At 72.0% G+C, this 16,021-nt stretch carries 11 protein-coding genes; 3 read left to right on the forward strand and 8 right to left on the reverse strand.

Annotated features, from left to right (window positions below):
• Nucleotides 1-5: 5 nt before the first annotated feature.
• The 4 genes from M6G08_RS29135 to M6G08_RS29150 all read right to left on the reverse strand — a co-directional run bounded on the left by M6G08_RS29135 (nucleotide 6) and on the right by M6G08_RS29150 (nucleotide 7,998).
• The gene (locus tag M6G08_RS29135) at nucleotides 6-3,398 is read right to left on the reverse strand and encodes a CARDB domain-containing protein (protein ID WP_272590095.1); all 3,393 of its coding nucleotides are present in this window, start codon (nucleotides 3,396-3,398) and stop codon (nucleotides 6-8) included.
• A 373-nt stretch (nucleotides 3,399-3,771) separates the two neighbouring features.
• A complete protein-coding gene (argG, locus tag M6G08_RS29140) occupies nucleotides 3,772-5,217 on the reverse strand; it encodes an argininosuccinate synthase (protein ID WP_272590096.1) in 1,446 nt (481 codons plus the stop codon).
• Between the two features lie 46 nt (nucleotides 5,218-5,263).
• On the reverse strand, nucleotides 5,264-6,709 hold the full coding sequence (locus M6G08_RS29145; RefSeq protein ID WP_272590097.1) for an NAD-dependent succinate-semialdehyde dehydrogenase: 1,446 nt from the start codon (nucleotides 6,707-6,709) through the stop codon (nucleotides 5,264-5,266).
• 20 nt (nucleotides 6,710-6,729) lie between these two features.
• Nucleotides 6,730-7,998, reverse strand: coding sequence for an aspartate aminotransferase family protein (locus M6G08_RS29150; protein ID WP_272590098.1), 1,269 nt, complete (start codon nucleotides 7,996-7,998; stop codon nucleotides 6,730-6,732).
• Between the two features lie 283 nt (nucleotides 7,999-8,281).
• On the opposite strand from M6G08_RS29150, the gene M6G08_RS29155 reads away from it, so the two are divergent.
• The 3 genes from M6G08_RS29155 to M6G08_RS29165 all read left to right on the forward strand — a co-directional run bounded on the left by M6G08_RS29155 (nucleotide 8,282) and on the right by M6G08_RS29165 (nucleotide 11,416).
• A complete protein-coding gene (locus M6G08_RS29155; protein ID WP_443049024.1) occupies nucleotides 8,282-9,928 on the forward strand; it encodes a PucR family transcriptional regulator in 1,647 nt (548 codons plus the stop codon).
• Between the two features lie 119 nt (nucleotides 9,929-10,047).
• Nucleotides 10,048-10,743: a GOLPH3/VPS74 family protein gene (locus tag M6G08_RS29160; protein WP_272590100.1), complete on the forward strand. Its 696-nt coding sequence runs from the start codon at nucleotides 10,048-10,050 to the stop codon at nucleotides 10,741-10,743.
• Between the two features lie 100 nt (nucleotides 10,744-10,843).
• The gene (locus M6G08_RS29165; RefSeq protein WP_272590101.1) at nucleotides 10,844-11,416 is read left to right on the forward strand and encodes a dihydrofolate reductase family protein; all 573 of its coding nucleotides are present in this window, start codon (nucleotides 10,844-10,846) and stop codon (nucleotides 11,414-11,416) included.
• 6 nt (nucleotides 11,417-11,422) lie between these two features.
• On the opposite strand, the gene M6G08_RS29170 is transcribed toward M6G08_RS29165, so the two are convergent.
• The 4 genes from M6G08_RS29170 to M6G08_RS29185 all read right to left on the reverse strand — a co-directional run bounded on the left by M6G08_RS29170 (nucleotide 11,423) and on the right by M6G08_RS29185 (nucleotide 16,017).
• Nucleotides 11,423-11,782 (reverse strand): DUF6463 family protein, encoded by a 360-nt coding sequence (locus M6G08_RS29170; RefSeq protein ID WP_272590102.1) that lies wholly within the window; start codon nucleotides 11,780-11,782, stop codon nucleotides 11,423-11,425.
• 85 nt (nucleotides 11,783-11,867) lie between these two features.
• Nucleotides 11,868-14,249 carry a beta-xylosidase/alpha-l-arabinosidase gene (locus M6G08_RS29175; protein ID WP_272590103.1) on the reverse strand — a complete coding sequence of 794 codons (2,382 nt, stop codon included), beginning with the start codon at nucleotides 14,247-14,249 and terminating at the stop codon, nucleotides 11,868-11,870.
• A complete protein-coding gene (locus tag M6G08_RS29180; RefSeq protein WP_272590104.1) occupies nucleotides 14,246-15,064 on the reverse strand; it encodes a carbohydrate ABC transporter permease in 819 nt (272 codons plus the stop codon). The genes M6G08_RS29175 and M6G08_RS29180 overlap by 4 nt, the downstream gene beginning before the upstream one ends.
• Complete coding sequence (locus tag M6G08_RS29185; protein ID WP_272590105.1) at nucleotides 15,061-16,017, reverse strand: carbohydrate ABC transporter permease; 957 nt, start codon at nucleotides 16,015-16,017, stop codon at nucleotides 15,061-15,063. Before M6G08_RS29185 ends, M6G08_RS29180 begins: the two co-directional genes overlap by 4 nt.
• Between the last annotated feature and the right edge of the window lie 4 nt (nucleotides 16,018-16,021).

Here is a 16,021-nt window from a genome sequence, read left to right on the forward strand (position 1 = left end):
CGGTCCTACTGGTTGATCTGGAACTGGGAGCCCGGCTCGACGCGTATGTCGTCCTCGGCCGAGTTGGTGATCGTGACGTCGGTCAGGGTGGCGCTGCCGCGGGCGCCGCCCATGGCGAGGATGCCCGATCCGTTGTTGGACTTGTCGATGCGGACGTTGTCGATCCTCACGTCCGGCATCGCTCCGCCTCCCGTCTTGAACTGGATGCCGTCGTAGGTGGAGTCGAGGATCTCGGTGTCCCGGATGGTGACGCCCGGGATGTCCTGGCCCTGTGCGAAGAGGGTGATGGCGCCGAACTCCTGCGCCTCGTTCCAGAACGCGCCGCCGGTGCGGTGCAGGGCGTTGCCCGCGATCAGGGTCTGCCCGGAGAAGGGCAGCGGGTCGTGGTCGGTGGCGAGCATGATGCCCGGGTAGTTCATCGTGTCGGAGATGACGTTGTTCTCGATGGTGTTGCCGTGGCCGCCGTAGACCGCGATGCCGTTGGCCCGCCACGGGAGCTGGATGGTGTTGTTGCGGAAGTGGTTGTCGTGGCCGACGTCCACCGAGGTGTCCTTGACGTACTTGCTGGCCCACACGGCGAGCGAGTCGTCGCCGGTGTTGCGGAAGGACGAGTTGTAGACGGTGGAGTTGCGGGTGCCGTTGGCGAAGTTGATGCCGTCGGCGTAGGTGTTGCGGATGCGCATGCCGGTGAACTCCAGGCCGTCACCGGGGCCCCACAGCTCGGGGATGTTCGAGTAGTCGCGGCCGGCCCAGACACCGACGTTGGCGTGCTCGATCCACACGTTGCTGATCTTGGTGTCCTTGCCGAAGCGGCCGTTGAGGCCGACGCCGCCCTCGTGGTTGCCGTCGCCGCCGCGGATGGTGCCCGAGCCGAAGATGGCGAGGTCGGAGATCTGGGCGTTGTCGTCGATGTCGAAGCCGAAGTTGCCCTCGTGCGGGTGGTTGATGCCGCCGGCCTCGTGCGGCGGGGTCAGGGTGTACAGCTGGGAGTGCCACATGCCCGCGCCACGTATGGTGACGTCCCGGATGCCTACCTGGTTGAACTGACCCCGGTTCTGCGGGTCGTCGGTGAGGATCTTCTGCTCCTGGCGCCACTGCCCGGCCGGGATCCACACGCAGGGGATGTCGCCGTCCTGGTCGGCGGTGACGGCGCGCTGGATGGCGTCGGTGTCGTCGAGTCCGTCACCGGGGACGGCACCGTACTCGGTGATCGAGACGCAGTTGTCCGGCTTGGTCTTCGGCGGCGCGACCTGCTCCAGGTCGATCAGGTCGATGACGTAGAAGGCGGCCGTGTCGCCCGCGTCGCGCTGGAGGCGGAACTCGGTGCCCTGCGGGAAGGTGCGGTCCAGCAGCGCGTGGGACTCGTCGAACAGGCGCCGCGCGTCGCCGCCGGGCCGGTTGGTGAGGCCCTCGGGGTCGTCGGTGTCGCCGTACAGCCAGCTGTGCTTGGAGGACAGGGTCAGCTTCCGCACGAACTCGCCGTCGGCGTAGAGGCTGATCGTGGCCTCGGCCCCACCGCCGCCGGGGGCGTCGGGGATGGAGTTGCGTACGACGATGGAGTTGGTGGGCGCGGTGGAGGTGAACTCGACGTACTGTCCGGTGGAGTCGAGCCGGACGGACTCGCGGCCGGAGGACTCGGTGCCGAAGTTGGTGTGCCCGAAGGTGCGCTTGGCGTCGGTGGTGAGCAGGGTGCCGTCGTAGCGGCCGTTCTCCGCCTCGTACTCGGTGTAGGGGACGGCGGCGCCGCGTCCGACGACGATGGACTTGGCGAGCACGTTGTTGTTCTCGTTGGTCTCGGTGACGACGCCGGTCGCGTCGGCGGTGGCGGTGAGCGTGGCACCGCCGCTCGTCGCCTTCCAGGTGCCGCTGATCGGCACGTTGACGGTGGCACCCGCGGCCACCTCGCCGGTCGTGCCGTTCAGGGTGGTCGTGCCCGCCTGGAGCCGGGTCACCGAACCGGCCTCGACGGCGCTGGTGCCGCGGTTGTGCACGGCGACGGTGAAGGTGACGGGTGCGCCCACGGCCGGGTTGGCCGGGTCGGTGGTGATGGAGCGGACCTCCAGGTCGGGTCCGGGGGCCCGGTCGACGACCAACCGGCCGGAGGCGGTGCGGCTGTTGTTGGAGTCGTCGAGTTCGGCGACCGTGTCCCGGGGGTCGGCCACGGCGGCGACGGCGTAGCTGCCGGCCGCGTGGGTGCCGGTGGCGATCTCCACCTCGGCGGACTCGCCGGGATCGAGCGCGGGCACCTCCGCGCTGCCGGCGGTGGCGCCCTCGACGGTGACCTCGGCCGTGGTGGGGGCGGAGGGCGCGGTGCCGGCGTTGCGGACCGTGACGTCGACGGTGACCTCGTCGCGCTCGGAGGGGTCGGCGGGCGACCAGTCGAGGCCGGTGACGGTCAGGTCGGGCGCGGGCGCGGCGGCGCCGACGACCTGGAACTCGGCGACCTGGCCGCCGGGCGCGCCGGTGTTGGAGAAGAAGCGGAGCCGTACGTCGGACACGCGGCCGGTGACCGGGATGGTCACGGTGTTGTCCGTGCCGGGGTTGAAGGTGTAGTCGGCGCGGGCCCGCAGTGAGGTGAAGTCACTCTCGCCCTGCGCGCGGCCGAGCACCTGGATGCCCTGGGTCCGGGCGGACCAGACCGGGTCCGGGTCGAGCTTGACGACCACGGCGCTGACGTCGGCGTCGGCGCCGAGCTTCACGGTGAGGTCGGCGGGGTGGCCGGCGGCCTCCCAGTAGGTGGAGGTGGAGTCGTCGGTGGCGTTGGCGGCGACGTAGGAGTGGACCGACGAGGTGGCCTCGACCGGCTTGTTGCGGGCCAGGTTGGTGCCGGTGGGCGGTGGCTCGGTGACCACCTCGTCGCCGTACACCTCCAGTTCGGACAACTGGGCCGCGTTCCAGCCGGTGTTGCCGGTGACGTGGACGCGGACGTAGCGGGTGCCGGCGGGCGCGTCGAGGTCGAGGGCGACGGTGTTGGCGCGGGCTGGGTCGAAGGCGCGCGGCGCCGAGGCGTCGAGGGTGCGGAAGGTGGAGCCGTCGGTGCTGCCCCGCAGGGAGAGGGTCTGGCTGCGGCTCTCCCAGCCGGCGGGCAGCTTGAGGACCACCCGCTCGATGTCGCGGGCCTCGCCGAGATCGACCTGCACCCACTGCGGGAAGGAACCGGCCGGGCCCTCCCAGTAGGTCGCCTGGGTGCCGTCGGTGGTGTTGCCGGCCGGGTAGGCGCCGTGCGAGCCGCCCGCCGTGGCGGGGCGGCCGAGGGCGAGGTTCACGTCGGCGGCGGTGGCGGTGGCGGTGGCGGCCTGTGCGCCGGCCGCGAAGGGCAGCGGGAGCAGCCCGACCGTCATCAGCCCGGCCACGACGGCGCCCGTCAGCGACCGTCGGCCGAGAGATCTCCATCTCATGGGGGTCCTCTTGTTCGGTGGGGAGTCGGGGAGCACGACAGGCCGGCGAGCAAAGGGGAAGCACCGACCATGCGCGTCAATTGAGCTGGACAGTCGATTCTTTGCGGAAAGTGCGTCATCAGGTTTCTAGCGCGTCACCTGTTTGTCAACGGTCCTCGCCACGACCGAATTCGGCACGCAAATGCCTTGCGTTGCTTGCGGTCGTCTTGCGTTGGCATTGACCTGCCCATGTCGCGCCCCTACGCCCCCGCGACATCGCATCAACGTTGTACGGCACGCAAGTCGTGCACCGGGAGCAGAAACAGAAAGGCCGGCCCGGCGCCCGTAGGCGTCGAGCCGGCCTGCGCCGGTGGGGGCGTCCCCGGGGACGCGGTCAGTCCGTGCCGGACTCCATGGCGGCGCGGTCCAGCAGCTCGTCGTCGCCGGAGACCTGACCGCGCGAGGCGATCGCCTGGGCGCCGCCCTCCGGCATGGCGCCGATCAGACCCGTGGCGGCGGCCTGGGCGGCGCCGATGGCGGGGTTGGCGGTGCCGATCATGCCGAGCCCGGCGTACTGCTCCAGCTTGGCGCGGGAGTCGGCGATGTCGAGGTTGCGCATGGTGAGCTGCCCGATCCGGTCCACCGGACCGAACGCGGAGTCCTCGGTGCGTTCCATGGACAGCTTGTCCGGGTGATAGCTGAAGGCCGGGCCCGTGGTGTCGAGGATCGAGTAGTCCTCGCCGCGCCGCAGCCGGAGGGTGACCTCGCCGGTGACGGCCGAGCCGACCCAGCGCTGCAGCGACTCCCGGATCATCAGGGACTGCGGGTCGAGCCAGCGCCCCTCGTACATCAGCCGGCCCAGGCGCCGTCCCTCGGTGTGGTACTGGGCGAGGGTGTCCTCGTTGTGGATGGCGTTGACGAGGCGCTCATAGGCCGCGTGCAGCAGGGCCATGCCGGGGGCCTCGTAGATGCCGCGGCTCTTGGCCTCGATGATCCGGTTCTCGATCTGGTCGGACATGCCCATGCCGTGGCGGCCGCCGATGGCGTTGGCCTCCATCACCAGGTCGACCGGGGAGGCGAACTCCTTGCCGTTGACCGTCACCGGGCGGCCCTGGTCGAAGCCGATCGTGACGTCCTCGGCGGCGATCTCTACGGACGGGTCCCAGAACCGCACGCCCATGATCGGCTCCACGGTCTCCACGCCGGTGTCGAGGTGCTCCAGCGTCTTGGCCTCGTGGGTGGCGCCCCAGATGTTGGCGTCGGTGGAGTACGCCTTCTCCGTCGAGTCCCGGTAGGGGAGGCCGTGGGCGAGCAGCCACTCCGACATCTCCTTGCGGCCGCCGAGCTCGGTCACGAAGTCGGCGTCCAGCCAGGGCTTGTAGATCCGCAGCTGGGGGTTGGCCAGCAGGCCGTAGCGGTAGAACCGCTCGATGTCGTTGCCCTTGAAGGTGGAGCCGTCACCCCAGATCTGGACGTCGTCCTCGAGCATCGCCCGCACCAGCAGGGTGCCGGTGACGGCACGGCCGAGCGGCGTGGTGTTGAAGTAGGCGCGCCCGCCCGAGCGGATGTGGAACGCCCCGCAGGTCAGGGCGGCCAGCCCCTCCTCCACCAGCGCCGCACGGCAGTCGACCAGGCGCGCGATCTCGGCGCCGTAGGTCTTGGCGCGGTCGGGCACCGAGGCGATGTCGGGCTCGTCGTACTGGCCGATGTCGGCGGTGTACGTGCAGGGGACGGCGCCCTTGTCACGCATCCACGCGACCGCGACCGAGGTGTCGAGGCCGCCCGAGAAGGCGATACCGACGCGCTCGCCGGTGGGGAGGGAGGTGAGGACCTTGGACATAGGAAGAGTATGCATGACAACGCATGGCCATGCAAAGCCCGGATGGTCACCGGGCCGTCGGCACCGCGATGTACTGGTACTCCAGGAACTCCTCGATCCCCACCGTCCCGCCCTCACGGCCGAGCCCGGACTGCTTGATCCCCCCGAAGGGCGCGGCCGGGTTGGAGACGAGGCCGGTGTTGAGACCGACCATGCCGACCTCCAGGCGCTCGCCGACGCGCAGGGCGCGGTCGAGGCCCTCGGTGAAGAGGTAGCCGACGAGTCCCCAGGGGGTGTCGTTGGCGCGGCGCACCACCTCGTCCTCGTCGTCGAAGGTGAGGATCGCGGCTACCGGTCCGAAGATCTCCGTCTCCATCAGCCGGCTGCCGGGGGAGACTCCCGTGAGCACGGTGGGCGGGTAGAAGCAGCCGGGCCCGTCCGGGGTGCGGCCGCCCACGAGCACCTGAGCCCCGCGTTCCACCGCGTCGGCGACCAGGGCCTCCACCTTGGCCCGTCCGGCGGCGTCGATCAGCGGGCCGACGTCGACGCCGTCCCGGGTACCGGGGCCGACCACGAGGGCTCCCATGCGCTCGGCCAGACGCCGGCCGAACTCTCCGGCCACCGAGCTGTGGACGAAGAAGCGGTTCGCGGCGGTGCACGCCTCGCCCATGTTGCGCATCTTCGCGACCATCGCGCCGTCCACCGCCTTGTCCAGGTCGGCGTCGTCGAAGACGATGAACGGCGCGTTGCCGCCCAGCTCCATCGACGTGCGCACGACCGTGTCCGCGCACTGGGCCAGGAGCAGCCGCCCGACGGCCGTGGAGCCGGTGAAGGACAGCTTGCGGATCCGCCCGCCGCGCAGCAGCGGTTCGCACACCTCGCCCGCCCGGGAGGTGGTGACGACGTTGAGGACGCCGTCCGGCAGCCCGGCCTCCTGGAGGATCGCGGCGAGGGCGAGGCTGGACAGCGGTGTCTGCGGGGCCGGTTTGAGGACCATCGTGCAGCCGGCCGCGACCGCCGGACCGATCTTGCGGGTGCCCATGGCCAGCGGGAAGTTCCACGGCGTGATCAGCAGGCAGGGGCCGACCGGTCGCCGGGAGAGCAGCATGCGGTTGCGTCCGTCGGGCAGGACGCCGTGACCGCCGTCGACGCGGACGGCCTCCTCGGAGAACCAGCGGAAGAACTCCGCCGCGTACGCCACCTCGCCCCGGGCCTCCGCGAGCGGCTTGCCCATCTCGGCCGTCATCAGGCGGGCGAGCGCGTCGGTGCGGTCGAGGATGATCTCGTAGGCGCGGCGCAGGATCTCGCTGCGGGCCCGGGGCGCCGTCCGGGCCCACTCCTCCTGCGCCTGGACCGCCGCCTCCTCGGCGAGCCGGGCGTCTTTGGGTCCCGCGTCGGCGACGTGGCGGAGGACCTCGCCGGTCGCGGGGTCGTCCACGGGCATGACGGCGCCGTCGGCGGCGTCCGCCCACGCTCCGCCGATGAACAGCCGGGTCGGTGTGTCGTCGGTCATCGCGCTCCTCCTCGCCGTGCTCACCGGTCCGCGCCCCGCGACGTGCCGGCCTCCACCGCGGCCGCCCAGGCCCGCAGCCCCTCGTCGATCTCCGACTCGCCGATCACCAGCGCCGGGATCATCCGCACCACCTGGTTCCAGGCGCCGCACAGCAGCAACAGCAGGCCCTCGTCGACGGCGGCCCGCTGGACCCGGGCGGCGGTTTCGGGGTCGGGCTCGCCGTCCTCGGTGACGAACTCGGAGGCCAGCATCAGCCCCATCCCGCGCACGTCCCCGATGGCCGGCGTGCGGTCCGCCACCGCCTCCAGTCCGTGGCGCAGCCGCGCCCCCATGGCCTCGGCGTTCTCGACGAGCTTCTCGTCGCGCACCACGTCGAGGGTGGCGCAGGCCGCCGCGCACGCCACCGCGTTGGCGCCGTAGGTGCCGCCCTGGGAGCCCGGCCAGGCCTTGCGCATCAGTTCCTCGGGGGCGGCGATCCCGGACAGCGGGAAGCCGCTGGCCAGCCCCTTGGCCGTGACGAGGACGTCGGGGGTGACGCCGAAGTGCTCGTGGCCCCAGAACCGGCCGGTGCGGCCCACGCCGGTCTGCACCTCGTCCAGGATCAGCAGGAAGCCGTGCCGGTCCGCCCGTTCGCGCAGGCCTTCCATGAAGGTGCGGTTCGCGGGCACGTACCCGCCCTCGCCGAGGACCGGCTCGACGATGACGGCGGCGGTGTCGGCGGGCGAGGAGATCGTCTGAAGGGTGTAGTCGAGTTCCCTCAGGGCGAAGCGGGTGGCGGTGTCCTCGTCCCAGCCGTAGCGGAACGCGGTCGGGAAAGGGGTGACGACCACGCCGCTCATCAGCGGGGAGAAGCCGGACCGGAAGCGGGTGCCGGAGGTGGTCATGGAGGCGGCGGCCACGGTGCGGCCGTGGAACCCGCCGTGGCAGACCAGGACGTTGGGCCGGCCGGTGGCCTGGCGGGCCAGGCGCAGCGCCGCCTCCACCGCCTCGCTGCCGGAGTTGGTGAAGAACAGGCTGTCCAGCCCGGCGGGCAGCACCTCGCCGAGCCGTTCGACGAGCCGGCGCAGCGGCTGGTGCATGACGGTCGTGTACTGGCCGTGGATCAGCGTGCCCACCTGCTCCTGGGCGGCGGCCACCACCCTGGGGTGGCAGTGCCCGGTGCTGGTGACGCCGATGCCGGCGGTGAAGTCCAGATGGCGGCGGCCGTCCTCGCCGTAGAGGTGGACGCCCTCGCCCCGGACCGCCGTCACGGGCGTGGCCTGGCGAAGGTGCGGCGACAGTGCGGTCATGCTCGTCTCCCGGCCTGGTCGTCGGTTCTGCTGCGTCCCCCGAGCATGCCCGCGGTGCGCGCCCGGACAACGCGTGAACTGTCCGGGCGGGGCGCGGTCTTCGGACGTTGTGTCAACCGGTGTGCTCCACCGTGCCGCGCCCTTGGTTGTCCGGGGCGGGGCCCGGGCGCCCTTGCGCAGGTCAGTGACGCTTGTCAGAGTGACGACAGGCGCGCAGGGAGGCACCGTGAGCGAGAACCGGGACCCGGCTCCGGGACCCGTCCCGGCCGGCACGGCCACCCCCGTGCCCGCCCCGTACCCGGGCCCGGGGGGCCGTCCGCTCACCGTGGCCGACGTGCTGGCGCTGCCGGTCGTGGCCGACGGCGACCCGCGCGTGGTGACCGGAATGGAGCACGTCGACCGCCCGGTGCGCTGGGTCCACATCACCGAGCTGACGGACCCCGCCTCCTTCCTCAAGGGCGGCGAACTGGTCCTCACCACCGGCATGCCGCTGCCCGATGACACCGGCGGGGTGCGCCGCTACGTCGACGAACTCGCCGCGGTGGGCGCCGCGGCCCTGGTCATCGAGCTCGTCCGCCGGTACCACCGGCCGCCCGACGCGCTGGTCGACGCCTGCCGGGCGCGCGGTCTGCCCCTGGTCACGCTGGCCAAGGACGTGAACTTCCTGGAGGTCACGCAGGTCGTTCACGCGCTGCTCCTCGGCAACCAGGCGGACGCGATGCGTCGGACCCAGCGCGTCCACGAGGCGTTCACCGCCCTCACCCTGCGGGGCGCCGGTCCCGAGGACGTGCTGCGCGCCGCGGCGGAGATGAGCGGACGCACGGTCGTACTGGAGAACCTGGTCCACCGGGCACTGGTCTGCGAGCCCTCCGGCAGCACCGCGGAAGCCGTGCTCACCGACTGGGAACGGCGCTCCCGGTCCACCCCCGCCGCCGACCGGGCGGGAATCCGCGGGTCCGAGGGCTGGCTCGTGGCGCCGGTGGAGTACCAGGGCGAGACCTGGGGACGGGTGGCCATGCTCCACGACCCGTCGGGCACGTCCGCCCCGGCCCGCACGGCCGCTCCCCCGCCCTTCGGTCCCGAGGACGTCACCGTCCTGGAGCGCACCGCGATGGCCCTCACCATCGCCCGCCTCACCCATCCCACGCCCTGGGAACGCGCCGCGCACCGCAACGCCCTGCGCGACCTCGCTGAACAGCGCCACCACTCCCCCGCGGACGCGCGCGCCCGCGTCGCGGCGCTCGGGCTGCCCACGGAGCACACCCGCTTCGTCGCCGTCCTCGCCGACGTCCCGGCCGAATCGGACACCGCGAGGACCGAGGCCCGCCTCTCCGAGGAGCTGGACGCGTCGGGAGCACATGCGCTCGTCGGCCTCCTGGCCCCCGCCCGCATCGGCGTGCTGCTGGCGCTGCGCCCGTCCCAGCCGTGGCGGCAGGCGGTCGAGCGGGTGAGCCGGACCGTCCTGGACCCGGCCCCGGGGACGACCGTGAGCGTCGGCTCCCCGGCCGGGGACCTCGCCGACGTCGCCCGCTCGTTCCGCGAGGCGGCCCGGGTGGCCGAGGCGACCGGGCCCGGGCAGCCCCTGCCCCCGGACCGCTCCTTCCACGAACGGTCCGACATCGGCCTGCGCCGCCTGCTCTTCGCGCTCCGCGACGACACCCGGGTCCAGGAGTACGCGGAACGGCAGCTGGGCCGCCTCCTCGACCACGACGCACGGCACGGCACCGGCCTCCTGGCCACCCTGCGGAACTACCTGGACGCCGCCGGCAACAAGACCGTCGCCGCCCGCGCGGCTGGCGTGTCCCGGGAGACCGTCTACCAACGCCTGCGCACCATCGAGCGGGTGCTCGGCCGCGACCTGGAATCCGGCGAGCAGCGCACCGAACTCCACGTGGCGCTCCAGGCACTCGACGCCCTGCGGGGGCGCTGACCGCGCCGGGGGAATCGGCGGTGCGGGAACGGCGGGCACGGGTAGGGGCGTCCGTGAAGACACAGGCGAAAGCCTCGCCCGCGACCGCCCGCCCGGCCAGACCCCGAAGGACCGAACGCATGACATCCCCCACTGAGATCCGTGAAGTACCGGAAATCCCCACCACCCTCGGGGAGCAGCTCCTGCTCCTCTCGCTGGACGACGAGTCCGGCACCGCGAGGGAGACGGCGCGGGTGGCGCCGGCGATCGCCGCGGCCGCGCTGGTGGAGCTGTCCCTGGCCGGCCGCGTCGACGTGACCGACGAGAAGGTCACCGTCGTCGACGCGACGCCGCTGGGCGAGCCCGCCCTGGACGCCGCGCTCGAGGCCGTCGGCGACGGCGAGCCGGGCACGGCCAAGGACTGGATCGAGCGGCTGAAGACGGACCCGGCGGACCGTGCGAACACCGGCCTGATCGTCAAGGGCCTGATCCGCGAGGAGCGCAAGAAGGTGCTCGGGCTCTTCCCGGTACGCCGCTACCCGGAGGCCGACGGCTCCGTGGAGGCGGCGGTGCGCCGGCGCCTGGAGGCCGTCGTCCTGGGCGGTGCGGCACCGGACGAGCGCACGGCGTCCCTGGTGGCCCTGTTGCACGGAGCGAAGCTGCACCGCCTGGCCTTCCCGGACGCCGACGCGCGCCGCGTGGTGGCGGCCATGGAGTCGGTCTCGCAGGGACGCTGGTCCGCGGCGGCCGTGCGCCACGTGGTGAAGGCCACGGAGGACGCGCTGGCGGTGATCGTCGCGGTGACGGCGGCGACGACGGTCGTGACGACCGTCTGAGGTCCATGCGAGACGCGGCGATGAGTTTCCCGCCGACCGCCGGTCCTACATCCTGAACGTGCTGGAAACCGGACCTGAGACAGACAGTGGGGAACCCGAGATGCGTACCTTGATCAGCACCGCCTTCGTCTCGCTCGACGGCGTCGTGGAGGCCCCGGGCGGCGAGCCCGGTTACCGCAACTCCGGGTGGACCTTCAAGGACGTGGAGTTCCTGCCCGAGGCGTACGGCATCAAGGGCCGCGAGCAGAAGGAGGCCACGGCGCTGATGATGGGCCGGGTCAGCTACGAGGCGTTCAGCCCGGTGTGGCCGGACATGGAGGAGTTCGCCGACTACAAGGTGATGCCGAAGTACGTCGTCTCCACCACCCTCGGCGAGGACGACCTGGTCTCGAACTGGAACGAGATCACCATCCTGCGCTCGCTCGACGAGGTCGCCGCGCTGAAGGAGACCGAGGGCGGCCCGATCATCGTCCACGGCAGCGCGGCGCTGAACCGGAGCCTGTCGGACGCCGGTCTGATCGACCGGTACCACCTGCTGGTCTTCCCGCTCCTGCTCGGCGCGGGCAAGCGGCTGTTCAGCACCACGGACAAGGACACCCAGAAGCTGAAGCTCGTCGAGCACGAGGTCTACGCCAACGGCCTGCAGAAGCAGGTCTTCGACGTGGTGCGCTGACCCGGCTCAGCCGCGCAGCGTCCTGCGCAGCACCAGGCCGCCGATCGCCAAGAGGGCGGGGAAGCCGCCCTTCGGCATCACCGCGGTTCCCGCCACGCCGACGGCGGCCAGCACGGCCCCGGCGGCGCGCTGGGCGGGGACGTCCCGGTGCTCCTCCGCGGACCGCAGCAGCCGGCCGCCCATCCACAGGGCGGGCGCGGCGGCCAGGAACCAGAAGGCGGTGGCCCCATCGCCCCGGTCCGGCACGGAGCCCAGGAGGTTCCCGCGCGCCAGATCGGCGAGCACGTCGCGGTAGACCACGGCGCCGACGGCGCCGTGGGCGAGGCCGACGAACTGGAGCTGGCGTCCGGCTGAGCATCGCGTCATGGCCTCATCGTACGGGCGGACAACCGCCGACGAGCGGCGCACCCGGGCGAATTGCCGACTGCGCCCCTCGTGATCCGCCGGCGGATCAGGCGTCGGCGGCGCCTTCGACGCCGAAGTCGGCGTGCAGTCGCCGGTTGTGGTCGACGCGGCGCGTCGGGCCCGTGAGGGTGACCGTCGCCGTCAGACGCGGATCGGTGCTGGAGGCGGCGAACCTCAGTTCCAGATCGCCCGGTTCGACGAGGCGGTGACCGTCGCGGCCGGTGAACGCGGCGAGGTCGGCCGGGACCGTGACGCGCAGCCGGCGCTCCTCCCCCGCCTCCAACGGCACCCGGGTGTAACCGATGAGGCGCCGCACCGGCTGGACGACGGAGGCGACCGGGTCGTGCAGGTAGAGCTGGACGACCTCGGTGCCGTGCCGCGCGCCGGTGTTGCGGACGGTGAGGGCCAGCCGGAACTCCCCGTCGGTGGGCGCCTTCACGTCGTCCACGACGAGGTCGCACCACTCGAACGTGGTGTACGTGAGGCCGTGCCCGAAGCCGAAGGCGGGCGTCGGGTCGATGTTGGACACCTCGCTGGCGTGAGCGAGCCGGGCCCCGAGGTAGGTGGTCGGCTGGGCACCCGGACCGCGGGGCACGCTGACCGGCAGCCGGCCCGAGGGGTTGGTCCGTCCGCCGATTACCGCGGCGAGGGCGGCGGTGCCCTCCACGCCGGGGAAGAACGACTGGACGATAGCCGCGGACTCCCGCACGGCCCGGCCCAGGGCATAGGGGCGTCCCGCGAGCAGCACGGTCACGACCGGCTTGCCGGTGTCGAGCAGCGCGTCGAGGAGCCGCTGCTGCGCGCCGGGCAGGCTCAGCGACTCCGCGTCGCAGCCCTCGCCGCTGGTGCCGCGCCCGAACAGCCCGGCCCGGTCGCCCAACACGGCGAGGACGACGTCCGCGTCGCGGGCCGCCCGGACGGCGTCGGGGATGCCGGACAGGTCCCCGTCGTCGACGCCGGTGCCCCGTACGACCGTGAGTTCCGCGTCGGGGAACTCGGCGGCCAGCGTGGAGCGCAGGGTGGGCAGGTCGATGCCGAGGGGGGTCTTGGGGTGGTGGACGCCGATGTGCTGGGGGAAGGAGTAGCAGCCCAGTACGGCGGTGGGCTCGTCGGCGTTGGGTCCGACCAGGGCGATGCGGCGCGGCCGGTCGAGCGGCAGGGTGCCGTCGTTGCTCAGGAGGACGACCGCCTCCTCGGCGACCGTGCGGGCCAGCTCCCGGTTCTCCGGGCCGTCGAGGTCGATCCGGCCGCGCAGGGATTCCGGGTCGTCCAGGTCGGCGCCGTCCAGCGCGGACGGTACGGGGTCCCAGTCCCGGTCGAGCAGGCCGAGTTCGGCCTTCTGCGTGAGCACCCGGCGCAGGGCTCGGTCGATCACCTCCTCGGGGACCCGGCCGGCCGCCACCGCCTCGGTCAGGGGTGCGCCGAAGGTCTTGACGGTGGGCAGTTCGACGTCGACGCCCGCCCCGAGCGCGGCCCCGGCGGCACCGGCCCAGTCGGCGGCGATGTCGTGCAGGGTCTTGAGGAAGGCGATGCCGAAGTAGTCGGCGACGACGGTGCCCTCGAAGCCCCAGGTTTCCCTGAGCAGTCCGGTCAGCAGGTCCTCGTCGGCCGCGGCGGGCACGCCGTCGGTGTCGGTGTAGGACGCCATCACCGACCGGGCGCCGCCCTCGCGGACCGCCATCTCGAAGGGCGGCAGCAGCACGTCGGCGCGCTCGCGCGGCCCCATGGGCGCGGGGGCGAGGTTGCGGCCGGCCCGGGAGGCCGAGTAGCCGACGAAGTGCTTGAGGGTGGCGACGATTCCGGCTCCCTCCAGACCGCGCACATAGGCGGTGCCGATGGTGCCGACGAGGTAGGGGTCCTCGCCGATGGTCTCCTCGACGCGGCCCCAGCGGGCGTCGCGCACCACGTCCAGAACGGGTGCGAGGCCCTGGTGGACGCCGACGGAGCGCATGTCGCGGCCGATCGCGGTGGCCATGCGGTGGACGAGGTCCGGGTCGAAGGTGGCGCCCCAGGACAGCGGGACGGGGTAGGCGGTCGCGCCCCAGGCGGCGAAGCCGGCCAGACACTCCTCGTGCGCGACGGCGGGGATGCCGAACCGGTTCGCCGAGGCGATGCGCGCCTGGGTGCGCAGCAGCGAGAGCGCTCCGAGCGCGGGGTCGACGGGGGCGGTGCCGAAGGGACGGGTCAACTGGCCCAGTCCGGTGGGCACGAGCAGGTCGAGGTCGACGGCCTCCTCCATGTCGTGCTGGTGGGGGGCTACGTCGCCACCCTCGTCGGACGCGCCGACCCACACGCCGTACAGCTGGGCGATCTTCTCCTCCACGGTCATCGCCTTGATCAGCGCGGACACCCGGGTGGAGACGGGGTGGGCGGGGTCGTTCCAGAGGGGGACTTCAGGGGCGGTCTCAACGGCCACGTTGTCGATCACTTTCCTCCGACGCCCATCAGGCCCTGGACCAGGGCGCGACGGGCGAACAGGTAGACGAGCAGGATGGGCGTCATCGACAGCACCACGGCCCCCAGCAGACCGGGGATGTCGATGCCGTGCGCGGTCTGGAAGTTGTACAGGCCCAGCGTCACCACCTTGGTGGAGTCGGACTGGGTCAGCACGAGCGGGAACAGGAAGCCGTTCCACGCCTGGAGCGCGGAGAACACCACGATGGTGGAGAGTCCGCCGCGCGACAGCGGCAGCACGAGCTGGAAGAACATGCGCCGCGGGCTCGCGCCGTCCATCGCCATGGCCTCGTACAGCTCCGGCGAGATGTCGCGCATCGCACCGCTGAGGATGAGGGCGGACATCGGCAGGCAGAACGCGGCCGTGGGCAGGATGACGCCGAGCAGGTTGTCGTAGAGTCCGGCTTCGCTGATCAGGTAGAACATCGGCACGATCACGGCCTGGGCCGGGATGGCGAGACCGAGCAGGAACAGCCGGAAGATCGCCGACGTGGCCCGGCCGCGGCTGCGGACGATCGCGTAGGCGAGCGGCGGGACCAGCAGCAGCACGATGCCGATCACGCACGCGGTGACGACGAGCGTGTTGAAGAAGTACTGGCCGAAGCCCGAGTCGAAGGCACCGGTGAAGTTGTCCAGCGTGAAGCTGTCCGGGAGCGAGACCGGTCCGTTCTCGGCGTAGTCCTGACGGGTGCGCAGGGTCGCGGCGAGCATCACGTACAGCGGCAGGCCGACCAGGACCAGCCAGACGAGCGAGCCGGCGCCGGCCACGTAGTTCGGTCGGCGCCTCATGACACACCCTCCATGGAACTGCGCATCTTGTCGTAGCCGGAGACCCGGACGACGATCAGCGAGATGATCGTGGCCGCGACGACCAGGGTCAGGGCGATCGCGGAGCCGGTGCCGTAGTCGAAGCTCTTGAACGCCTTGTCGTACATGTAGTAGGCGCTGATGGTGGTGTCGGTGCCGGGGCCGCCCTGGGTCAGGATGAGGACCGTCTCGAACGTGGTCAGACCGCCGACGATCATCAGGATCATCGAGGTGATCATGGAGGTGCGCAGCTGCGGCAGGGTGATGTGGAAAAACTGCCGGTAGCGGCCCGCCCCGTCGATCTCCGCCGCCTGGTACAGCACCGGCGGGATCGCGCGGGCGGCGCCCTGGTAGATCAGCGTGTGGAACGGGGTGAACTGCCAGGTGCTGACGAACGCCAGCACTCCGATGGCGGTGGCCTGTTCACCGAACAGGTTGCCGTCGCCGAACAGCCAGGTGGCGTCGGCGGGGATGCCGAAGTTCGGGTCGAGCAGCGCCCGCCACAGCACGGACACGGCCGTCGCGGACAGCAGCAGCGGGATGAAGTAGATGACCGACAGGACGGCGCGGTTGCGCTGGTGACCGGCGGCCCAGACGCCGAGCAGGATGCTCAGCGGGGTCTGGAGGACCACGCCGAGCGCGGTCAGCAGCAGGGTCAGCCAGACGCTCTTGAGCATGACCGGGTCGTCGAGGAGGCGCGACCAGTTGTCCGTGCCGACGAACTCGGGCGAGCTGAGCCCGTCCCAGCTCATGAAGGACAGCACCGCCACCATGATCAGCGGCACGATCGCGAAGAGGGCGAAGAACACTGCGGCGGGCAGCGCCCAGGCGAAGCCGGGGCGGCCCACCTTCGTCGTGGACGAGGCGGGCGGCCGCCGCCGGGACTCCTTACGGGGTCCGGCGGCGGGCCGGGCGCTCGTGATCTGAGTGGTCATGAGC

The organism is Streptomyces sp. M92, assembly GCF_028473745.1.
Classification (GTDB): Bacteria; Actinomycetota; Actinomycetes; order Streptomycetales; family Streptomycetaceae; genus Streptomyces.

Coding starts and splice junctions, on each gene's coding strand:
- M6G08_RS29135 (WP_272590095.1), bottom strand. CDS start 3,398: ATGAGATGGAGATCTCTCGGCCGACGGTCGCTGACGGGCGCCGTCGTG.
- argG (WP_272590096.1), bottom strand. CDS start 5,217: ATGTCCAAGGTCCTCACCTCCCTCCCCACCGGCGAGCGCGTCGGTATC.
- M6G08_RS29145 (WP_272590097.1), bottom strand. CDS start 6,709: ATGACCGACGACACACCGACCCGGCTGTTCATCGGCGGAGCGTGGGCG.
- M6G08_RS29150 (WP_272590098.1), bottom strand. CDS start 7,998: ATGACCGCACTGTCGCCGCACCTTCGCCAGGCCACGCCCGTGACGGCG.
- M6G08_RS29160 (WP_272590100.1), top strand. CDS start 10,048: ATGACATCCCCCACTGAGATCCGTGAAGTACCGGAAATCCCCACCACC.
- M6G08_RS29165 (WP_272590101.1), top strand. CDS start 10,844: ATGCGTACCTTGATCAGCACCGCCTTCGTCTCGCTCGACGGCGTCGTG.
- M6G08_RS29170 (WP_272590102.1), bottom strand. CDS start 11,782: ATGACGCGATGCTCAGCCGGACGCCAGCTCCAGTTCGTCGGCCTCGCC.
- M6G08_RS29180 (WP_272590104.1), bottom strand. CDS start 15,064: ATGAGGCGCCGACCGAACTACGTGGCCGGCGCCGGCTCGCTCGTCTGG.
- M6G08_RS29185 (WP_272590105.1), bottom strand. CDS start 16,017: ATGACCACTCAGATCACGAGCGCCCGGCCCGCCGCCGGACCCCGTAAG.